Source organism: Streptomyces sp. Xyl84, from assembly GCF_059731885.1.
In genome coordinates this window covers 7193525-7211145 of the sequence record NZ_AP029182.1, presented here as the reverse complement: position 1 = coordinate 7211145, position 17621 = coordinate 7193525, and the positions used below count along the sequence as shown (strand labels likewise).

The following is a 17621-nucleotide window of genomic DNA, read 5'->3' as shown; positions in this document are numbered from 1 at the left end:
GCAGACACGACGCGCCGCCGCTACGCGGCGGTCCAGGGAATTGCTCCGCAATTCCGTATTCCGGCTCCGCCGGAATACCCGGCCAACTCCGTTGGCCGAGGTCCGAATTCGCTCCGCGATTCGGACTGGAATGGAATTCGCTCCGCGAATTCCATTCGGCTGGCCACAGGTGGGGTGCGGTCCTTCGACTCTCCCGCATTCCTGAGCTCCCGTCAATTTAGTCACGCCTTGGCGAAATTGACGGGCCCGGCCTCTCGGCCGGCCCTTTCCCGCGCCCGCTCTTCAATTTTAGAACACGGGAACCATAGCGCGCTCCTGCGGGCCTGCGCTACCCCTACCAGGGGCCGATCACTTCGACCTTGCGCCGCCGAGACGGGGTCTGACAGCCCCTCTGGCGACCTGCGGGAGTCGATGCCTCCAGGGGGCGCAGCGGCCTCTCCGGGGTCCTGTGGCCGGCGCAAGGTCAACTCACCATGCGCGGCATACCCTGAGGACCTTTCATGTCCTGTTTCGTTGTGCAGCGCTACTCGTTGTCGAAATGCGATGTGTGAGTGCTGATTTCAGGAAGATTTTCACCGCCAACAACATCAAGTAACTGAATCGGCAACGCACCTCGCTATCCCCCAGTGCGAGTGTCCCGGGCACGGGAAACTGGCCACACTGATCGTGCCGGTATTCCTCGGCCCGGACGAGGATGAGAACGAAATGCTCACGTCGGACGCTTACGGGACCCTGGCGAAGGTCCTCGGGGGCTGCGGGCGCACGACACGGACACCGTGGAAGCGCTGGCCGACCCGAGGCCGCGCAGCGGCCGGCAGGAGCCGGACTTACCGGTGACGAAGGCGAGTTGGGCGACGGGGGCGAGATCGGCGCTGAGGGCCAGGAGCAGGAGGACGAGGGGTCGGCGCGGGTGAGTGCGGCGGCGGCCGGTGTGCTGCGGTTCAGCACCGAGCGCGACCCCGCGACGGTGGCCGCGTTCGTACGGCTGCGCGTCATCGACCCCGAGCACGCGTACCGGCGGCGCGACATCGCAGCCGCGCAGCGGTGGCTGCGGGAGACGAGGTCGGTCATGTTGTCGGTGCCGGTCGCCTACTGGACCCCGCAGGCCTGGACAGGGCCCGGGCCCTCCTACCCGTTGGGGGCGTGGCTGGCGGATCAGCGCCGGTACTACGCGGCCGGGACGCTGGAAGCCGAGCGCGTGGTCGAGCTGGAGACGCTGGGCATGGTCTGGTCGGTCTACACCGAGTGGGACGGCATGCTCGCCGTCGCCCGCGCCTACGCCGCCGCGCACGGGCACTTCGTCCCTCCAGCCACCGCCGTGTGGGAAGGGCAGCCCATCGGCACGTGGGCGAAGAACCAGCGGCAGGCGGCCCGGAAGGCGGCTGTGAACGCCGCTCGGCGCGCGGCAGGGGAGTCGGGCGTGCCGAGTACGGGGAGCTGCCAGAGAGCCGCAGGGAGGCGCTGGAAGCGATCGACGCGGGGTGGTGCCCGGTGTGGGATGCGGGATGGCAGCGGGCCTACCGGCTGTGTCAGGCACACGTCCGCGCCGGCGGCCCGCTCCCTGACGCTCCGGGCCAGGTCATCGTGCAGGGCGAAGACCTCGGAGCATGGACGGCAGGGCAGCGCACCGGGCGGGACCGGCTCATGCCCGCACAGCAATACCTCCTGGAGACCCTGGGCCTGGAGCCCGCGCCCGCCGGGGCCGAGGCGGCGGCGCGGCCGGTAGGGCGGCGGGAGGCCGCCCGGGCGGTGAACCTCGCGGCGGTGCGGCAGTTCTACGAGCGCGAGGGACACCTGCGGGTGCCGCGCAAGCACGTGGAGGTACTGCCGGACGGGACGACCATCAAGCTCGGTGCCGTCATCGACAACACCCGCCGCCGCGCCGACAAGCTGACCGACGAGCAGCGCGCGGCATGGACCGCCCTCGACATGCACTGATAGACGGTCAGGGCACGAGACGAAGAGGGTCGGTCACCACCTGGTGGCCGCCAGGTGGTGACCGGCCCCCCTTTCGGCGTGCGGGGAGGGCTACCGCAGTTCCACGGGCGGCACGCGGCGGGCGGAGGTCATCCACCCGGCCCGCGCGTTCAGCGCGGTTTCCATCTCGGGGCCGGTGGGGTGGTGCAGGTGGGGGACCAGACCACCGCCATCTGCGCGCGCTGCCGGGCGAGATCCCACCACAGGGCCGGGGGGCTCGGGCAGCTCCGTCACGACGTGGACGGCCCCGTCCTCGCCCGGCTTGTTGAGCGCCAGGACCACGGCGCCGGCCTGGTCCTGCCAGAAGTGCCACGGCCCCCCGTCCGCAGAAGCCTGCCCGGTGAGCGGAGCGAGGGAGGCGTACTGCGAGAAGGCATCGATCCCGTCCTGCCCGGCGCCGGCTGTATGTCAGGTTTCTCCTGGTCCGCCGTGCTGGTCGTGGGGATGAGCTGGCTGCGGTCGAGGCCGAGCTGGGTGAGCTGACGCCCGTCCGTGGAACTGGAGTGGGGGGCAATCCGGGAGAGCTGCGCCCAAGGTGCGATCACCCATGCGGCGACTAGCGTGGGGTGCGTGAGGGGGCTGCCACGGAGGCATACGCGATCCGGCAGATTCCCTCCCACAACGCGGCCATCACAGCGCGGTCGGCGAAACTCGTACTGCGGGCCAGTGGCTCTATCGATCAGTAGTGACGTCGCTTGTCGATGAGTTTGGGAGGCGCCCCGTTCCACGGACGGGTGGTGTTGATGAGTTTGGGAGGCACCGCGCATCACGCAGCTGCTCGTCACCGCCGGCGGCGTCTACGGCCCGGAGACCGATGCCGTCGTCCAGGACGAGCTCACCGCCGACCAGCGTGCCGAGGAAGCCGAGCAGCAGCGCCTCCAGAAGCAGCAGCTCGCCGCCCGCGCCGTCGAACTCTCCGCGCACATGCGAGCCGGCCGACTCGACCGGGCCGTGGAGATCCTGCCGGGAGACGAGGCCGCCCGCGAGGTCCTGGTCCCGGGGCGACTACCACCTGGTGGTCGACGGCTGGCTGGTGCAGGCCTTCGCCGACCGCTCCGGTCACTACGCTGATCCGGCCTGTCGGCGTACACGTGAACGGCCCCAGCTCGTACGAAAGAAAAGGGACAGTTGCTGATGCGGTGAGACCTGCGGCTCGACACTCTGCTGCTTGGCCGATTCGGGCGGCGGAGGGGGCTGGCAGCGGTCTTGGATCCGCAGCGTTGGCTGGAGCTCCGGCGCTTTCGCGGCCTGCTGGAGTCCGGGGCGATGAGCCTGTCGGAGATCACCAGGGAGACCGGCCTGGACCGTAAGACAGTCCGCGAGTACCTGTCGGCACCGGGTCCGGCGACGCCTCCGCGGCGGTCGTCGAGTGGGGGGTCGCGAGCGAGGGTGATCGACGAGTTCGGACCGCTGATCGGCTCGATGCTCCGGGCCGAGGTCCTGATGAAGGCCGCGGTCATCCACGGATGGGGTCGCACCCCCGAACTACCAAGAGCCCCTCCTTCGACATCGAGAATGAATCCTCAGGCATGCTCGCCTCCCCACTTGCCGCAGACTTCAACGAGGGGTTGCGGCAGAGCCGGGAGTCCGAGCCTTTTCTTGCTGGTCAGTCAGTCGTTACGCGGGAGCTGCGTCTCGGCGGGGAACAGGATCGGGCTGAGCAGGTGGCGGGTGCGTTCCGGTGAGGGGCCGTGGCTCATACGGGCCGTGATTGCCTCGCGCATCTCGCCGATCATCTCGATGAGTTCGTCTCGGCTGAGCCAGAGTGCGTGCTGGCGGAAACCCACCAAGTCGGCGACCGGGTCGGCCCCGTCTCGGTCAAGGTAGGCGTTGAACTCGGCAAGCAAGGTGGCCATCGCCACGGCGAAGCCCCGCCGGTAGTCCTCCGGCGACAGCGACGCGGCCGTTCCGGCGTCGATCACGGCCCGGTCGCGATGCAGCTGGTAGCGGCGCTCGACAGAGCCGCGCACCCGCTGTTCGCCCTCCACGGCCAACAGTCCACCGTCGGCCAGGAGGCCGACGTGCCGGTAGACAGTGGCCTTCGAGACGTCGGGCAGCAGGGCGCAGAGCTCAGTGGTCGTGCGTGTCCGCCCGTCGTGCATGGCGTGCACGATGCGCATCCGTACCGGGTGCAGAAGGAGCTCAACCGTGTCCATGGATGTATATTCTCAGTCTCAATACCTTTCTCAAAATTGAGACCCCCCAGAATAATGAGGTCACCGACCATGTCGCACTCGTCACCCACTCCCGGTCCCCAAGCCGCCCTGGCCGAGCCTCCGCTGGGGCACCTGTACGAAGTCGGGGGACGGCGGCTGATGCTGCACCGCACCGGTACCGGGGCCCGGCCGTGGTGTTCCTGCCGGGAGCCGGGCAGGTCGGCCTCGACTACCTGAACATCCACGACCGGGCGGCGGAGCTGACTACCAGCGTGATCTACGACCGTGCCGGCACCGGCTGGAGCCAGGGGGCCCAACTGCCGCGCACCGCCGCGGAAGTCACCGATGAACTCCGCGACCTGCTGCGCGCCGCCGGCGTACCTGCCCCGTACCTGCTGGTGGGCCATTCCCTGGGCGGAGCCTACGCACGCCACTTCGCCCAGCGTTTCCCCGACGAGACGGCTGGACTGCTCCTCATGGACCCCTTCCACGAGGACCTCCACGACCGCGCACCCCGGCAAGCGCGACAGAAGCTGGCGCAACTGCACGCTCACAAGATTCCGCAGCTGACTCGGGAACAGCTGCAGCAGGCCCGGGACCTGGCCGCACCACTCTTTGCGAAGTGGCCCGTCGCTGTCCGCCGACCGCTCATCGAGCACCACGTCACGGCGGCGTGGAAGGCCGGCCTGTACGAGGACCGGAACCTCTACGACGTGGTCTCCGGTGAGCTGCGGCACGCATCGGACCTGCCCGATGTGCCGCTGATCGTGCTCACCGCCCTGGGGTACGACGCGGCACAGGCGCATCTGTGGCCGGAAGGAGTGCTGCGCGAGATCAACGACGCCAAGACCACGCTGCACACGCAATTGGCCTCCTCGGTCCTGCGCGGCGAGCACCGGGTCCTGGAGAATGCCGGCCACGGTTGGCTCCACGAGGAGCGCCAGGACGCCGTGTTCCAGGCGATCGCTGACCTCCTCGACAGAGCAGCGTGACGCATGCTCCATCACTCCTTCCTCACCCGCTTGTTGGCCTCGCCCGCGGCTCGGGCGGCGAGGTACTCGGCACAGTCCCGTCGGGCGTAGGCGACCCAGCGGAGTGCGGTGTGGCGGTGCATCCCGGTGACGTCGGCGAGGATCGGGCTGGGAAGATCAGCGGCGAGGGCTGCCAGCGCCGCGTTGCGCGCGGTGCGAACCGTTTCTGAGTCATGCCGTGCGCCGAGATCGGCTTGCCCGGAACCATGCACGGGAAGAGCCATCGAGGGCCTGGGTGAACTCGCGAGAGCTGCGCCCGAAGCCGGGGCTGTTCGGCGAGGTGCCGCAGGAGCTCGGCGAGTCGTGGAGGCAGCAGGACGGGGTGGCGGCCCAGGACCAGGTGGGCGTGCTTGCGAAATACTTGGCCGCCTTGCGGAGTATGTCCCGCTCGGTCGCCGGCGCCTTGATGGCGGCGGTCGCGCTCTCTCCCTACCGCGGCGCCGGGCAGGACGGGATCGATGCCTTCCCGCAGTACGCCTCCCTGGCCCCGCTCACCGGGCAGGCTCCTGCGGACGGGGGGGCCGTGGCACTTCTGGCAGGACCAGACCGGCGCCGTGGTCCTGGCGCTCAAAGCCCGGCGAGGACGGCGCCGTCCACGTCGTGACGGAGCTGGCCGAGCCTCCGTGCCCTGTGGTGGGATCTCGCCCGGCAGCGCGCGCAGATGGCGGTGGTCTGGTCCCCCACCTGCACCACCCCACCGGCCCCGAAATGGAAACCGCGCTGAACGCGCGGGCCGGGTGGATGACCTCCGCCCGCCGCGTGCCACCCGTGGAGTTGCTGTAGCTCCCCGCACACCGAAAGGGGGGGGGGGCCGGTCACTACCTGGCGGGACGCTGTTGGATTCGCCAACAGCGTCCCACCTGGCGGTGACCGGCCTCCCCCCTTTTCGTCTGTCGGCGGTCAGCCGGACGCGGGCAGGACCGGACGGCCGATGTCGCGGAGCCGGGCGGCAGGGTCGCGGGCGACGGCGAACAGCACCCGGGCACGGTCGGTGAGGAAGTGCCACTGCCCGGCCTGCTCGCTCACGATCCGCCCGCCCTTCCAGCTCTGCCCGGGTGGGAATATCCGAAAGATGTTTCTGGAAACAGACCTCGCCAGTGCGTGGGTGTTGCGGTGTTTCGGGGGTATGCGGGGGTGTGCACTGCACGGCGCTTCGGAAGTGAGGGCGGGTCCATGGATGCTGCTGCCCAGAACGAGGGTCCGGACCCGGTGGCCGACCGTCCGATCAGGGCCGGTGCCGCGTTCGAGGGCAGTTCGGAGATTGCTGAGGCCCGGGACATGGCCCGCGACTTCCTGACCTCCGTTCAGGCGGTGCACGGGCTGCCGGTGTCGGCGCGGGCGATGGGCATGGTGCAGCTGGTCGTGAGCGAGCTGGTCACCAACGCCCGCAAGTACGCGCCAGGCCCGTGTCTGCTGGACCTGGAGATCGTCGAGGGCGCCGTCGAGATCAGCGTGTGGGACAGCAGCACCACCCTGCCGTCCATCGAAGCGGCCGACCCGGAACGGATCGGTCATCACGGCCTTGAGATCACCATGGCGGTGTCCCAGACGTTCTGTGTCCACCGGGAACCCGTGGGCAAGCGGATCACCGCCGTCATCGAACTGGCCGACGACCCCGGCGGAGACCCCGGCCGGTCGGCAGCCCTCCTGACCCGCCCCCGAGGCCGGAGGGCGCCACTCACCGCTCTCCCCATGGCTTTTGAGGCACACGAGGCCGCTCAACCAAGATCCCCGACAGCGTCAGGTACTGAATCGGATCCGGGGCGACGGTCACGGCTCCTTGGGCCAGGCCGTCACCACGGCGCCCGTGGTCTCGCCGACCAGGGAGACGCGGGCAGGACCGGGCGGCCGATGTGGTGGTGCTCGGCCTCCACGCCCCGCTCACCGCCCCACGCGCGGCGTGCGACCGCTTCGGCGACCGCCACTGACCGGTGCCGGCCTGCATGGCACGCCACGGTCAGACGGGCCAGTCGTCCCCGGGGCACCTCATCGGCCGGAGCTGGGCGGCGGTCCGGGCGACGACCTCGCGGGCGCCGGGGGTGGCCAGGACATGTGCGTACACCTCGTCGTCCAGGCCGGTCATAGAGCGCAGGGCCGGGTCATCGGCCGGGTTGCGCAGCCCCCGCCGCAGGTCGAGATACAGACCGTCGGTGACGAGATGGTGAGCGCCGTCATGACGGAATCCGACCGAGCGGATGACAGCAGCGACGGGACCCAGCCCGTCCAGGTATGTGCTCTCCATACCCACCACCATCCCGACCCGCCAGAGACAGCGACAGGAGTTGCCCGTTGCCCACTCTGAACAAGACTCAGGGCTGACCAGGGCGCGGCCGGAGGGGGCGCCCTGGCGGTGGACGGGCACCGTGCAGGGAGGGAGGCACGGCCTGCACGGCCAGCGGCCCGTCACGGCGGATGCAGGACTGGCGCGGGCAGGGGCCGACCGACGGCGGGGCGGCGGACGGCACAGTCGGAGCGCGGGGCGTAGCGGTAGCCGGTGGCCTGCGAGATCCCGGCGTCCCGGGCCAGGCAGTGCACGCAGCCGTGTTCTCGGAACCAGCGCAGTACCAGTACCGCCTGGCGGAACGGGCCCAGGGCGCGAGAGCCCTTCGGCGTGCCGATCCCGCGCCGGTGGGCGGCCAACAACCGGGGGAGGAACTCCGCGATGTGGCGTGGGACGTCGAGCACGGCAGCATAGGTAACCAACGTGAAGCCTCTGGTTCGAGCGGACATGATCTCGGCAAACCAGTCCTACCAGGGCTTCACGCCTGCCCTGCTTCGCGGCCTCACCCGGAGATCACTTCGTTGGCGACGCCTCAGTGGGTAAGAGCCGCGCTGGGCTCAGCCCCAGGACTTGCCGGCCGGTTCCTTGATGGTGCGGTTGATCCGGTTGAAGAAGTTGGTCAGCGCGATCTCCAGGTTGATCGCGCCGATCTGCTCCTCGGTGAAGTGGGCGTTGACCTCTTCCCAGATCTTGTCGGTGACGCCCGGCGCACCGTCCTGCAGCCGGGTGGCGGCCTCGGCCAGCGCCAGTGCCGCCCGTTCCGCGTCGGTGTAGAACGGCGCTTCACGCCAGGCCGCTACGTTGTGCAGCCGCTCGTCGCTGTCACCGGCCTTCTTCCCCCCGGCGACACTGGCGTAGACGCACGCCGAGCAGCTGTTGATCTGGCTGGCGCGCAGGTGCACCAGCGCGAGCAGCTTCGGGTCGACACCGCCGGCGGCGATCGCCTTCTGCAGGTGCTGGATCGCGGTCCACACATCGGGGTTGTTCGTGTTCTTGTTCTTGAGCCGGTTTTCCATGGGGGTGCTCTCCTTCATCGGGTTACGTTTCGGAGCCTGTGCGCGTCATCCCTATGACGGAGCAGCTTCCACGGAGGTAACAACATGGCCGGCACCCACCCCGCGGACCCGATCGCCGATGCCTTCGAGTCCCACCGTGACCGGCTCCGCGCCGTCGCCTACCGCATGCTCGGATCACACGCCGACGCGGAAGACGTGGTCCAAGAAGCGTGGCTGCGTCTGTCGCGCCAGGACATCGACACCATCGACAACCTCGGCGGCTGGCTGACCACCGTGGTCGGCCGCATCAGCCTCGACGTCCTGCGGTCGGGCCGGACGCGCCCAGAAGTCTCCTTCGACGACCAGCCACCCGAATTCACCGTGACGCTCGACGACGCTCCCGCTCCGGAAGACCTCGCGGCACTCGGGGACTCCGTCGGCCTCGCGCTCCTCACGGTCCTCGACTCGCTTCGCCCTGACGAACGACTGGCGTTCGTACTGCACGACGTGTTCGCCGTGCCCTTCGCGGAGATCGGCACCATTCTCGGCAAATCCGCCGACGCGACCAAAATGCTTGCCAGCCGCGCCCGCAGAAAAGTACAGGCCGCTCAGCAGCCGGCAAGCGCCGGACGACAACAACGCGAGGTGGTCCAAGCCTTCCTGGCCGCAGCCCGCGACGGCCGGTTCGAACAGCTGCTGCAGGTCCTCCACCCCGAAGTGGAGTTCACCGTCCACACCACGAACGGCACGTTCGTGTCGCTCGGGGCAACCGAAGTCGCCACCCGCGCGCGAGTGGCCGGCAGCGCGGCACGAGGACACGCGGCGATCGTCAACGGCCGCCCCGGCGTCATCTCCTGGAGCGAGGACGGCACCCCGCTGTCCCTCCTCGCCTTCACCGTCGCCGACGGCCACATCACCGAGATCACCGCCGTGGTCGCCCCCGCCAAACTCGCGCTCATAGACCTTCCGGACCCGGTGTGACTCCTAACCGGCGAAGGCCGCGCGTACTCGAAGTGGCCCGCGCCTGGTCCGCAGAGACGTTGAAGTCAGCCTCTGAGAAAGCCTCAGTTGCTTTGCGGTCTGGCTGTATCGCCATAACGCGGCGCGGGTCTGCCTGTCGGACAGGAGTCCGGACAGCAGTGCACCGGCGAGCGTCCCGGCGATGGCGATGACGGTAGCGATCACGGCGGTGCCTCCAGGGAGGTAGTGGTGGGAGCGCCCATCGGGTAGGCCCGGTACCCGGTGCTCCCGGGAAGCGGCCCGGTTACAGTCACGTCGCAGGGGGCCGGAGCCAATGCCCGTGGCTCCGGCCCCCTGTGCTGGACCGCGGGGACGGGTCAGTCGGATGCCCGGGTGCCGTGCGAAGGCCTCCGCAGCATCGACAACCTCACGAGAGATGACGGACTGGGCACCCAACGGAGCTCCCGCCGAACAGTGATCTTGGTCGACACGCTCCGCCCCACTCCGAAAATCACCTCACGCGGCTCCGCAGGCCGCGCGGTCACCGCGGCTCCGGCCTCGGAAACCACGCGCCTACGCCGTCAGGACGATGTACTACTCACACCACGCATCGCCCGCGCAGTGGCGGTTTCACCAGATCCAGCGTCCGGCCATGGCGCCGGCGCAGGCCAGTGTGACGCCCGCGAGCAGACTCGCCGCGAGATACAGCGCGCCTGTGCCGAGTCGGTCGGTGCGCACCAGTCCGGTCGTCTCCCAGGCCAGCGTGGACCAGGTGGATAGGGCGCCGCAGACGCCGGCTGCGATGAGCGACTGTACCCAGGCCCGCGGGACCCGCATCTCCAGTGCGATTCCCAGCAGGAGGCACGCGGCGCAGTTCACGGTGAAGGTGCCGGCCGGGAAGGGACGCCGATGCGTCGACTTGGCGGCGGCGCCGGCCCAGTAGCGGACCGGTGAGGCGACGGACGCGCCGAGCGCGAGCCAGGCCCAGTCCGCGGCGTTCACCGGTCACCCCGGGTGTTCCGGTCCAGCAGGCCCGCCGTCAGTGCCGCACCCGCCGCTGTGGCGGCCAATGCGCCCGCGACAGTGGCGGCGGCGTAGAGGACCGCGGTGGGTGCGTGGCCGTCGGTGAACAGGCGCTGGACGTCGGCGGAGAAGGCCGAGAAGGTGGTGAAGCCGCCGAGGAATCCACTGCCCAGCACCGGGCCGGCCCACATCGGGCGGCGGCCGGGCTTGTGGTTCAGGCTGGTCATCAGGATGCCCATGAGCGCGCAGCCGGCCAGGTTGACGGCCCATGTCGTCCACGGGAATCCCGTGCCGGCCGCGGGGCCTGTCAGGTCGGCTGCGGTGCGCGCCGCTGCTCCGGCCGCTCCCCCTGCCGCCACCAGGAGCGTCATACGTGTTCTGGTCGTGCCGCAGTGGTGCGGGCGCGGGAACAGTCGTGGGAACAGCATCGTCTGGTCTTCGCGGGGCGGTGCGGCCTGTGCCGAGGAGGGACCGCTCCCGGCGGTCGGCCCGCCCTTCAGGAGGCGACGCGCTCTGCGACCGACCGGGTTCCGCGGCGTCACCGGGTGCCGGGTCACGGCGCGGCCGTCGGCACGCTGAGGCGGAACGCTCCGCCTCCGTTGCCCAGTTGGAGCCAGAGGAAGCCGGGCTGGGAGACGACCCGGACAGCGATGTCGGCGCAGCCGGGACAGCGTCCGGTGAGACCGGGGCCTGGGCCGTACACATGCAGTTGCCCGAGGGTCGCCGACAGGCGGCAGGTGGGGCACAGGCGCCAGGCCGTGGTGGGATCGACGGTGAATACGTCGGCGAGCGGCCCGGCCAGTGCGTTTCCGTCGAGGTGGCGGGGGAATGGCTGGTTCACGGGTTTCTCCTGACGGGTGCGGGGGCGGTTCAGCCGAAGCGTTCTGTCCGGATCCGGTCGGCCGGGTGTCCGGCGGCCCGCAGGAGATCGCCGGCGTGCTCGACGAAGCCGGTGGGACCGCAGACGTAGCAGCGGGCGCCCGGTGGTGGCAGGCCTCCCAAGTCGTCAAGGGTGATGCGGCCGGCCGGGCGGCTCGCTCCGCTGGGCGCCCGGCGGGTGTGGATCACGCGTATTGCCTCGTGAGGCCGCGGTGTGCCGAGTTCGTCGGCGTACCAGACCTCGTCGGGATCGCGTACGGAGTAGAGGAGGGCGCAGGGTGTTGCGGCGGCGGTCTCGCGGCGGGCCCGCAGCATGGCCATGAGCGGCACCACCCCGCAGCCGCCGGCGACGAGCAGCAGCGGAGCGTCGGCTGCGCCGTCCCACACGAACCACCCGCCCAGCGGGCCCTTCATCTCGATCCGCGCGCCCACCGGCAGGTCACCGACGAGGTACGGCGACACCTCGCCGTCAGGCACCGCCTGGACGCCCAGTTCGACCACGTCGCCGTCGGCGGGACGGGCCAGGGAGTAGCTGCGCACCGCCTGATAGCCGTCGTCAGCGGTGAGGCGGACGTCGACGTGCTGCCCAGGCAGGTGGCCCGGCCACGGGCGCACGTCGAACCGGAGAGAGCGTCCGGTCTCCGTCTGCTTTTCCCGCTCCACGAGCCGGGCCGGATACCATCGCCCCGGCCGCGCGGGCGTGGCCGGGCGGCCCGGCGCGTCGGGCGTGCTCATCAGTCGCTCCAGGTGCGCTGCTCGCGCCACGGGTTTCCGTAGTTGTGGTAGCCGACGGACTCCCAGAAGCCCGGTTCGTCCTGGAGCGTCAGGCGCAGGTTCTTGACCCACTTGGCCGACTTCCAGAAGTACAGGTGCGGGATCAGCAGGCGGGCCGGTCCGCCGTGCTCGGGTGAGAGGGCGTAACCGTCGTAGGAGTGGACCAGCCATGCCTTGCCGCCGGTGACGTCCGCCAACGGGAGGTTCGCGGTGTATCCGTCATAGGACTCGGCAACGACGAAGCCGGCTGCCGTATCGATGTCATCCAGCAGGACGTCGAGGGAGACGCCGCGCCACCGGGTGGCGAACTTGGACCAGCGGGTGACGCAGTGGATGTCCGCTGTGGGTTCCTGTTGCGGCAGGTTCATCATGTCGTCCCACGTCCAGGAACGCTGGCGTCCGGTCTCGTCGGTGACGGTGAAGGACCACTGTGCGGTATCCAGGTGCGGGGTCGGTCCGGCGGACAGCACGGGGAAGGACTCCGTCGGGTACTGGCCCGGCGGAAGACGTCCCTCGAAGGCGTGGGTCCGGCCCCGGAATCCCGGTGAGAAGCCTGTCATCTTGCCGCTCCTCCTCCTGCTGGGTACGCGCCGGACGGCTTCGCTGCGGACACGGCGCGCAGACGGGGGAAACATGTGGGGTCTCGACAGCCCCGGCAGTGTCGCTGGACCACCGGCTTCGAGGGCGCCGAGCCGGCAGGAGCGGTCAGTCCGCTGGTCCCGGTGCGGGCCGGGCTCGGCCGGGGGTGCGGTGACGCTTCCGGCCGGGCGCGGCAGCCTGCGTCAGCTGTTCAGTGCCTGACGGAGGGCGGCGGTGGTCTTGGCGACGGCGTCCTTGGCGGATGGTGTGTCGCGCAGGGCGTTGAGCATCATGAAGTCGTGCACGGTGTGCGGGTAGTCCAGGTGCTGGACGTTGACGCCCGCGGCGCGCAGTTTGCCGATGTAGGTCTTGGCTCCGTTGAGCAGGACGTCGGAGTCGGTGACGACGAGCGCGGGAGGCAGGCCGCGCAGTTGTGCGGTGGTGGCCTTGTTGGGCGAGGCCAGGGGATTGCTGCGGTCAGCGGCCTTGGGAGCGTACTTGTCCCAGAACCACTCCATGTTGGCGCGGGTCAGCCAGCAGTTCTCCGAGAACCGCTTGTAGGAGGCGGTGTCGAAGTTGGCGTCGGTGACGGGGTACAGGAGGACCTGCTGGCGGAACTTCACTCCGCCGCGCTGCTTGGCCATCATGGTGACGGCGGCGGTCATGTCGCCGCCGACGGAGTCGCCGGCGACGGCGAGCCGGTTGCCGTCGATGCCGATCTCCTTGCCGTGTTCGGCGACCCACTTGGAGGCGGCATAAGCCTGCTCGATGGCGACGGGGAAGCGGGCTTCGGGGGAGGGCGTGTAGTTGACGAAGACGACTGCCGCGCGGGCTCCGTTGGCGAGCTGACGCACCAGCCGGTCATGGGTCTTGGCGTTGCCGAGCACCCAGCCGCCGCCGTGGATGTAGACGAGACCGGGAAGCGTTCCCTTGACTCCGGCGGGACGGACGATGCGCAGGGACACCTGCCCGGTCGGCCCGCCCTTGATCGTCTTCTCGGTGATGTCCGCGGGAAGCTCGGGCACGGGTTGGGCCTGGAGCTTGTCCAGGACCCCGCGGGCCTGCGCGGGGGTCTGCTCGAACAGCGGCTTGCCGCCCTGGTGGGCGAGCTGGTTGAGGAAGGACTGGGTGGTGCGGTCGAGCTTGACGGACGGCATTCCGCAGGGGACGTTTCCGTTGGACGTGTCACCGTCGCTCGTTCCGCCGCCGGTGATGAGGGAGGCCGGAAGGGCGGACGCGGCGCCGGGCGCGGCGCAGTAGCCGGTCAGGACCGCGCCTGCGGCCACGGTCGCCGCCACGGCGGACAGGGTCCTGCGGCCGGCGTGTCCGTCGGTTGCACGCATCAACTTCTCCTTCTGGGTGAACTTGGCCCCCTTCGCATACCGTTGCGGGCAGTTCCTTCCACCGCCCGGCAGTCGTGGCGTTCGGGTGAGCGGAGCCCGTTGACCGAGTGGCCACCGGCGAGAACGGGTTTGAGTCTTCGCCTCTCGGATCTGGCCGCTGATCCCGCTGTTCGTCGGCGTGGCCCGCGCCCGCATGGTGCCGCTGGTGAGGAAACGACCTCGTCCGCACCCGGAGCTCGAGCGACTCGCGAAATGCCCGGATTGCCGCCCGGATGCCGAGCCCGGATAGTGGAAGGGGCCGAAGAGCGACAGCGTCGCCTTGGACACGGTCGTGCGCGCGCCCTGCCCGCCGACGCTGCGTGCCCCTGACCGGCCGGCCGCAAATTCCGCTGCTCGCTGTTACCGCCACGGCCGCTGGCACGGAGTTCCCTGTCATCGTGAAGGAGTCCGTCATGGCCGATCCCGTGTCCACGACCAACACCGGCATTCCGGTGGAGAGCGACCAGTACTCGCTCACCGTCGGCGCGGACGGGCCGATCCTGCTCCAGGACAACTACCTCATCGAGAAGATGGCGCAGTTCAACCGGGAGCGGATTCCCGAGCGGGTCGTGCACGCCAAGGGCAGTGGTGCCTACGGGACGTTCGAGGTCACCAACGACGTCACGCAGTTCACGGCGGCCGATGTCTTCCAGCCCGGCCGGCGGACCAGGATGCTGGCCCGTTTCTCGACCGTGGCGGGCGAACAGGGCTCCCCCGACACCTGGCGGGACCCGCGTGGTTTCGCACTGAAGTTCTACACCCGGCAAGGGGTGTACGACATGGTCGGCAACAACACGCCCATCTTCTTCATGCGCGACCCGAGCAAGTTCCAGGACTTCATCCGCTCCCAGAAGCGGCACATCCGCGGAGCTCTGCGCGACAACGACATGCAGTGGGACTACTGGACACTGTCCCCCGAATCGGCCCACCAGGTCACTTACCTCATGGGCGACCGCGGCATCCCGCGGACCTACCGCCACATGAACGGCTACAGCTCGCACACCTACATGTGGATCAGCGCCTCGGGGCAGCGGACCTGGATCAAGTACCACTTCAAGTCCGACCAGGGAGTGGAGCACCTGACCGACCACGAGGCCGCCGAACTGTGCGGTCAGGACGCCGACTACCACCGCAGGGACCTGCTGCAGGCCATCGACCGCGGAGAACACCCCTCGTGGACGCTGTACGTACAGCTGATCCCGTACGAGGACGCCCCCGGCTACCGGTACAACATCTTCGACGTCACCAAAACCGTGCCCCACGCCGACTACCCGCTCACCGAGGTCGGCCGGATGACCCTGCACACCAATCCCGGGGACTACTTCACCCACATCGAACAGGCCGCCTTCGACCCCTCGAACCTCATCCCGGGCATCGGCCCCTCACCGGACAAGATGCTGCAGGCACGGCTGTTCTCCTACGCGGACACCCACCGCTACCGCGTCGGCACCAACTACACCCAGCTGCCGCCCAACCAGACCCTCACCGACGTCCGTTCCTACGCCAAGGACGGAGCGATGCGCTTCACCGAGCCGCAGGTCGCCCGGCCCTACGCCCCCAACAGCTACGGCGGCCCGAGCGCCGACGAGGACCGCTACAACCACCCGGCCGGCTGGCGGGTCGAGACAGCGGAAATGGTACGCGCCGCCTACACCCTGCACGCGGACGACGACGACTTCTCCCAGCCCGGCCACCTGGTCCGCGAGGTCATGGACGACGCCCAGCGCGACCGGCTCGTCGGCAACGTCACCCGCCACCTGCGCAACGGGGTGTCCGCCGCCGTACGTGAGCGGGCCTTGCAGTACTGGAAGAACATCGACGCCACGACCGGCAGCCGCATCGCCGACGCCTTCGCCTGAAGCGCCCCCCATGCCACCGCCTTCCGGGCCGCTCATGGCCGGGGGCGTCCGCACCCTCCACTGAAAGGACCGGATCATGCCGGTATGCTCCACCCGCGACGGAGTCGAGATCTTCTACAAGGACTGGGGCCAGGGCCGCCCGGTCGTGTTCATCCACGGCTGGCCGCTCAACGGCGACGCCTGGCAGGACCAGCTCAGGGCCGTCGCTGACGCCGGATTCCGCGGCATCGCCCACGACCGCCGCGGCCACGGCCGCTCCACACCGGTGTGGGACGGCTACGACTTCGACACCTTCGCCGACGACCTCAACGACCTGATCAACCACCTCGACCTGACCGACGCGACGCTGGTCGCGCACTCCATGGGCGGCGGCGAACTCGCCCGCTACATCGGCCGGCACGGCACCGGCCGCCTGCACTCGGCGGTACTGCTGTCCGCGGTCCCGCCGATCATGGCGAAGTCGCAGAGCAATCCCGCAGGTGTGCCGGACGAGGTGTTCGAACAGATCAAGAACGGCATCCTCACCGAGCGCTCGCAGTTCTGGAAGGACACCGCGGAAGGCTTCTTCTCCGCCAACCGCCCCGGCAACAAGGTCACACAGGGCAACAAGGACGCCTTCTGGTACATGGCGATGGCTCAGACCATCGAAGGCGGCGTGCGCTGCGTGGACGCCTTCGCCTACACGGACTTCACCGACGACCTCAAGAAGTTCGACATCCCCACTCTCGTCGTCCACGGCGACGACGACCAGGTCGTCCCCATCGACGCCACCGGCCGCAAGTCCGCCGAGATCATCGCCGACGCCGAACTCAAGGTGTACGAGGGCGGCTCCCACGGCATCGCCATGGTCCCCGGCGACAAGGAACGCTTCAACCAGGACCTGATCGAGTTCCTGCGCCGCTGACCGGCACCGGCCCGAACGACGTGTCCGGCGCTCCCCCTGGTGGAGGAGCACCGGACAAACTCATTACCGGCCACCCCGTAAACCTCCGATATGTGTGCCCCCTCTGCCATCACGTCACGGTCGACGAGGTGCGGCACCGGGTGCAGGAGGAGGACGGCGGCAGCACCGTGGTGGAGTTCGTCGGTGTCCTGCGCGTGCACACAGGCCCGTCCTCTCCCCCGGCCAGCTCCTGGAACCGTGGGAGGGCCGGGCGCACCTTGAGTACGAGGTGGCCGAGGCCACCTTGCGGTCCCAGGACGCCATGCCAGTGAGCGGCAAGGCCCGGCTGGGCGCCTACGCGGTAGGCGCCGACATCGCACGCAAGGTCCGCGGCCCGGGCCACCCAGACGACAAAGCCCCGGCAGCGCTGGAGGAGATGCGCGCCCAGTTCGCCGCCAAGGGCCCGGCACCTCTGCAGACACTGACGTCGTGAGCGAGAGCAGCGAGAAGGTGCACCACCCCGGCGAGATCGTCCCCCGGTCCGGGATCTACGAGTGCGACTGCGGGCAGGGGCCCTGCACAAGTCCTTCCCGCGCGTGGGACCGAGCCCGACGGCACCCGAACGGCCGCGAGCAGTGATGGAAGGCATCGAAGGTGACCTGGAGCCTGCCCGAGCCGATGCTGACCGCCGCCGTGGACAGCCCTGCCCTGCCGCTCGTGCTGATCGCCTTCGGTAACGGCGCGCTGGGCGGCACCGCGATCGGTGGCCGGCCTGGGCACCACCGTCCGATGGCCACGACGATCACCGCCGCGGCAGCCACCTCCCGTCCAGGTCGTTCGTG

Annotated in this window: 20 protein-coding genes and 2 pseudogenes; 9 read left to right on the top strand and 13 right to left on the bottom strand. The window is 69.6% G+C overall.

Annotation, left to right across the window (positions count from 1 at the left end; translation table 11 throughout):
* Positions 1-694 precede the first annotated feature (694 nt).
* Positions 695-1726, top strand: coding sequence for a helicase associated domain-containing protein (locus AC6I72_RS31555; RefSeq protein ID WP_498004534.1), 1032 nt, complete (start codon positions 695-697; stop codon positions 1724-1726).
* Entirely contained in the window at positions 1645-1938 is a 294-nt protein-coding gene (locus AC6I72_RS31550) for a helicase associated domain-containing protein (protein WP_498004533.1), read from the top strand. The genes AC6I72_RS31555 and AC6I72_RS31550 overlap by 82 nt, the downstream gene beginning before the upstream one ends.
* Positions 1939-2028: 90 nt before the next feature.
* On the opposite strand, the gene AC6I72_RS31545 is transcribed toward AC6I72_RS31550, so the two are convergent.
* Positions 2029-2259 (bottom strand): hypothetical protein, encoded by a 231-nt coding sequence (locus tag AC6I72_RS31545; protein ID WP_497998431.1) that lies wholly within the window; start codon positions 2257-2259, stop codon positions 2029-2031.
* 1328 nt (positions 2260-3587) lie between these two features.
* Positions 3588-4133 carry a helix-turn-helix domain-containing protein gene (locus AC6I72_RS31540; RefSeq protein WP_498004532.1) on the bottom strand — a complete coding sequence of 182 codons (546 nt, stop codon included), beginning with the start codon at positions 4131-4133 and terminating at the stop codon, positions 3588-3590.
* Positions 4134-4324: 191 nt separating this feature from the next.
* On the opposite strand from AC6I72_RS31540, the gene AC6I72_RS31535 reads away from it, so the two are divergent.
* Positions 4325-5125, top strand: a complete 801-nt coding sequence (locus tag AC6I72_RS31535) for an alpha/beta hydrolase (protein ID WP_498004531.1) — start codon at positions 4325-4327, stop codon at positions 5123-5125.
* 11 nt (positions 5126-5136) lie between these two features.
* On the opposite strand, the gene AC6I72_RS31530 is transcribed toward AC6I72_RS31535, so the two are convergent.
* Positions 5137-5388, bottom strand: coding sequence for a hypothetical protein (locus AC6I72_RS31530; RefSeq protein ID WP_498004530.1), 252 nt, complete (start codon positions 5386-5388; stop codon positions 5137-5139).
* 676 nt (positions 5389-6064) lie between these two features.
* Entirely contained in the window at positions 6065-6190 is a 126-nt protein-coding gene (locus AC6I72_RS31525) for a hypothetical protein (protein ID WP_498004529.1), read from the bottom strand.
* A 147-nt stretch (positions 6191-6337) separates the two neighbouring features.
* Here AC6I72_RS31525 and AC6I72_RS31520 point away from each other — a divergent pair.
* Positions 6338-6793: pseudogene (locus AC6I72_RS31520) on the top strand (ATP-binding protein); the annotation flags it as partial.
* A gap of 328 nt (positions 6794-7121) precedes the next feature.
* Here the strand turns inward: AC6I72_RS31520 and AC6I72_RS31515 are convergent.
* The 3 genes and pseudogenes from AC6I72_RS31515 to AC6I72_RS31505 form a co-directional block, all read right to left on the bottom strand.
* Positions 7122-7406, bottom strand: coding sequence for a RapZ C-terminal domain-containing protein (locus AC6I72_RS31515; protein WP_498004528.1), 285 nt, complete (start codon positions 7404-7406; stop codon positions 7122-7124).
* Positions 7407-7645: 239 nt separating this feature from the next.
* A pseudogene (locus AC6I72_RS31510) lies at positions 7646-7867 on the bottom strand (IS5/IS1182 family transposase); the annotation flags it as partial.
* 135 nt (positions 7868-8002) lie between these two features.
* On the bottom strand, positions 8003-8461 hold the full coding sequence (locus AC6I72_RS31505) for a carboxymuconolactone decarboxylase family protein (protein WP_498004527.1): 459 nt from the start codon (positions 8459-8461) through the stop codon (positions 8003-8005).
* 84 nt (positions 8462-8545) lie between these two features.
* Between AC6I72_RS31505 and AC6I72_RS31500 the strand changes: the two genes are divergently transcribed.
* Complete coding sequence (locus AC6I72_RS31500; RefSeq protein WP_498004526.1) at positions 8546-9421, top strand: sigma-70 family RNA polymerase sigma factor; 876 nt, start codon at positions 8546-8548, stop codon at positions 9419-9421.
* Between the two features lie 609 nt (positions 9422-10030).
* Here the strand turns inward: AC6I72_RS31500 and AC6I72_RS31495 are convergent.
* The 6 genes from AC6I72_RS31495 to AC6I72_RS31470 all read right to left on the bottom strand — a co-directional run bounded on the left by AC6I72_RS31495 (position 10031) and on the right by AC6I72_RS31470 (position 13998).
* Complete coding sequence (locus AC6I72_RS31495; RefSeq protein WP_498004525.1) at positions 10031-10402, bottom strand: fluoride efflux transporter FluC; 372 nt, start codon at positions 10400-10402, stop codon at positions 10031-10033.
* On the bottom strand, positions 10399-10794 hold the full coding sequence (locus tag AC6I72_RS31490; protein ID WP_498004524.1) for a fluoride efflux transporter FluC: 396 nt from the start codon (positions 10792-10794) through the stop codon (positions 10399-10401). The genes AC6I72_RS31495 and AC6I72_RS31490 overlap by 4 nt, the downstream gene beginning before the upstream one ends.
* A 182-nt stretch (positions 10795-10976) precedes the next feature.
* Positions 10977-11264, bottom strand: coding sequence for a DUF6510 family protein (locus AC6I72_RS31485; RefSeq protein WP_498004523.1), 288 nt, complete (start codon positions 11262-11264; stop codon positions 10977-10979).
* A 29-nt stretch (positions 11265-11293) separates the two neighbouring features.
* Positions 11294-12037, bottom strand: a complete 744-nt coding sequence (locus AC6I72_RS31480; protein WP_498004522.1) for a ferredoxin reductase — start codon at positions 12035-12037, stop codon at positions 11294-11296.
* Complete coding sequence (locus AC6I72_RS31475) at positions 12037-12636, bottom strand: sulfite oxidase-like oxidoreductase (protein WP_498004521.1); 600 nt, start codon at positions 12634-12636, stop codon at positions 12037-12039. The genes AC6I72_RS31480 and AC6I72_RS31475 overlap by 1 nt, the downstream gene beginning before the upstream one ends.
* Before the next feature lie 222 nt (positions 12637-12858).
* Positions 12859-13998: an alpha/beta hydrolase gene (locus AC6I72_RS31470; RefSeq protein WP_498004520.1), complete on the bottom strand. Its 1140-nt coding sequence runs from the start codon at positions 13996-13998 to the stop codon at positions 12859-12861.
* A gap of 452 nt (positions 13999-14450) precedes the next feature.
* On the opposite strand from AC6I72_RS31470, the gene AC6I72_RS31465 reads away from it, so the two are divergent.
* The 4 genes from AC6I72_RS31465 (at position 14451) to AC6I72_RS31450 (ending at position 17418) form a co-directional block, all read left to right on the top strand.
* A complete protein-coding gene (locus AC6I72_RS31465; protein WP_498004519.1) occupies positions 14451-15896 on the top strand; it encodes a catalase in 1446 nt (481 codons plus the stop codon).
* A gap of 76 nt (positions 15897-15972) precedes the next feature.
* Positions 15973-16800, top strand: coding sequence for an alpha/beta fold hydrolase (locus AC6I72_RS31460; RefSeq protein WP_498004518.1), 828 nt, complete (start codon positions 15973-15975; stop codon positions 16798-16800).
* Between the two features lie 301 nt (positions 16801-17101).
* Entirely contained in the window at positions 17102-17272 is a 171-nt protein-coding gene (locus AC6I72_RS31455; RefSeq protein WP_498004517.1) for a hypothetical protein, read from the top strand.
* Positions 17269-17418: a hypothetical protein gene (locus AC6I72_RS31450; RefSeq protein WP_498004516.1), complete on the top strand. Its 150-nt coding sequence runs from the start codon at positions 17269-17271 to the stop codon at positions 17416-17418. Before AC6I72_RS31455 ends, AC6I72_RS31450 begins: the two co-directional genes overlap by 4 nt.
* Positions 17419-17621: the final 203 nt, after the last annotated feature.

Excerpts from the sequence above, each read along its gene's own strand:
- AC6I72_RS31480 (WP_498004522.1), bottom strand. The coding sequence starts at position 12,037 with ATGAGCACGCCCGACGCGCCGGGCCGCCCGGCCACGCCCGCGCGGCCG.
- AC6I72_RS31540 (WP_498004532.1), bottom strand. The coding sequence starts at position 4,133 with ATGGACACGGTTGAGCTCCTTCTGCACCCGGTACGGATGCGCATCGTG.
- AC6I72_RS31455 (WP_498004517.1), top strand. The coding sequence starts at position 17,102 with ATGCCAGTGAGCGGCAAGGCCCGGCTGGGCGCCTACGCGGTAGGCGCC.
- AC6I72_RS31505 (WP_498004527.1), bottom strand. The coding sequence starts at position 8,461 with ATGGAAAACCGGCTCAAGAACAAGAACACGAACAACCCCGATGTGTGG.
- AC6I72_RS31530 (WP_498004530.1), bottom strand. The coding sequence starts at position 5,388 with ATGGCTCTTCCCGTGCATGGTTCCGGGCAAGCCGATCTCGGCGCACGG.
- AC6I72_RS31555 (WP_498004534.1), top strand. The coding sequence starts at position 695 with ATGAGAACGAAATGCTCACGTCGGACGCTTACGGGACCCTGGCGAAGG.
- AC6I72_RS31475 (WP_498004521.1), bottom strand. The coding sequence starts at position 12,636 with ATGACAGGCTTCTCACCGGGATTCCGGGGCCGGACCCACGCCTTCGAG.
- AC6I72_RS31550 (WP_498004533.1), top strand. The coding sequence starts at position 1,645 with ATGCCCGCACAGCAATACCTCCTGGAGACCCTGGGCCTGGAGCCCGCG.
- AC6I72_RS31500 (WP_498004526.1), top strand. The coding sequence starts at position 8,546 with ATGGCCGGCACCCACCCCGCGGACCCGATCGCCGATGCCTTCGAGTCC.
- AC6I72_RS31465 (WP_498004519.1), top strand. The coding sequence starts at position 14,451 with ATGGCCGATCCCGTGTCCACGACCAACACCGGCATTCCGGTGGAGAGC.
- AC6I72_RS31515 (WP_498004528.1), bottom strand. The coding sequence starts at position 7,406 with ATGGAGAGCACATACCTGGACGGGCTGGGTCCCGTCGCTGCTGTCATC.
- AC6I72_RS31490 (WP_498004524.1), bottom strand. The coding sequence starts at position 10,794 with ATGACGCTCCTGGTGGCGGCAGGGGGAGCGGCCGGAGCAGCGGCGCGC.
- AC6I72_RS31470 (WP_498004520.1), bottom strand. The coding sequence starts at position 13,998 with ATGCGTGCAACCGACGGACACGCCGGCCGCAGGACCCTGTCCGCCGTG.
- AC6I72_RS31460 (WP_498004518.1), top strand. The coding sequence starts at position 15,973 with ATGCCGGTATGCTCCACCCGCGACGGAGTCGAGATCTTCTACAAGGAC.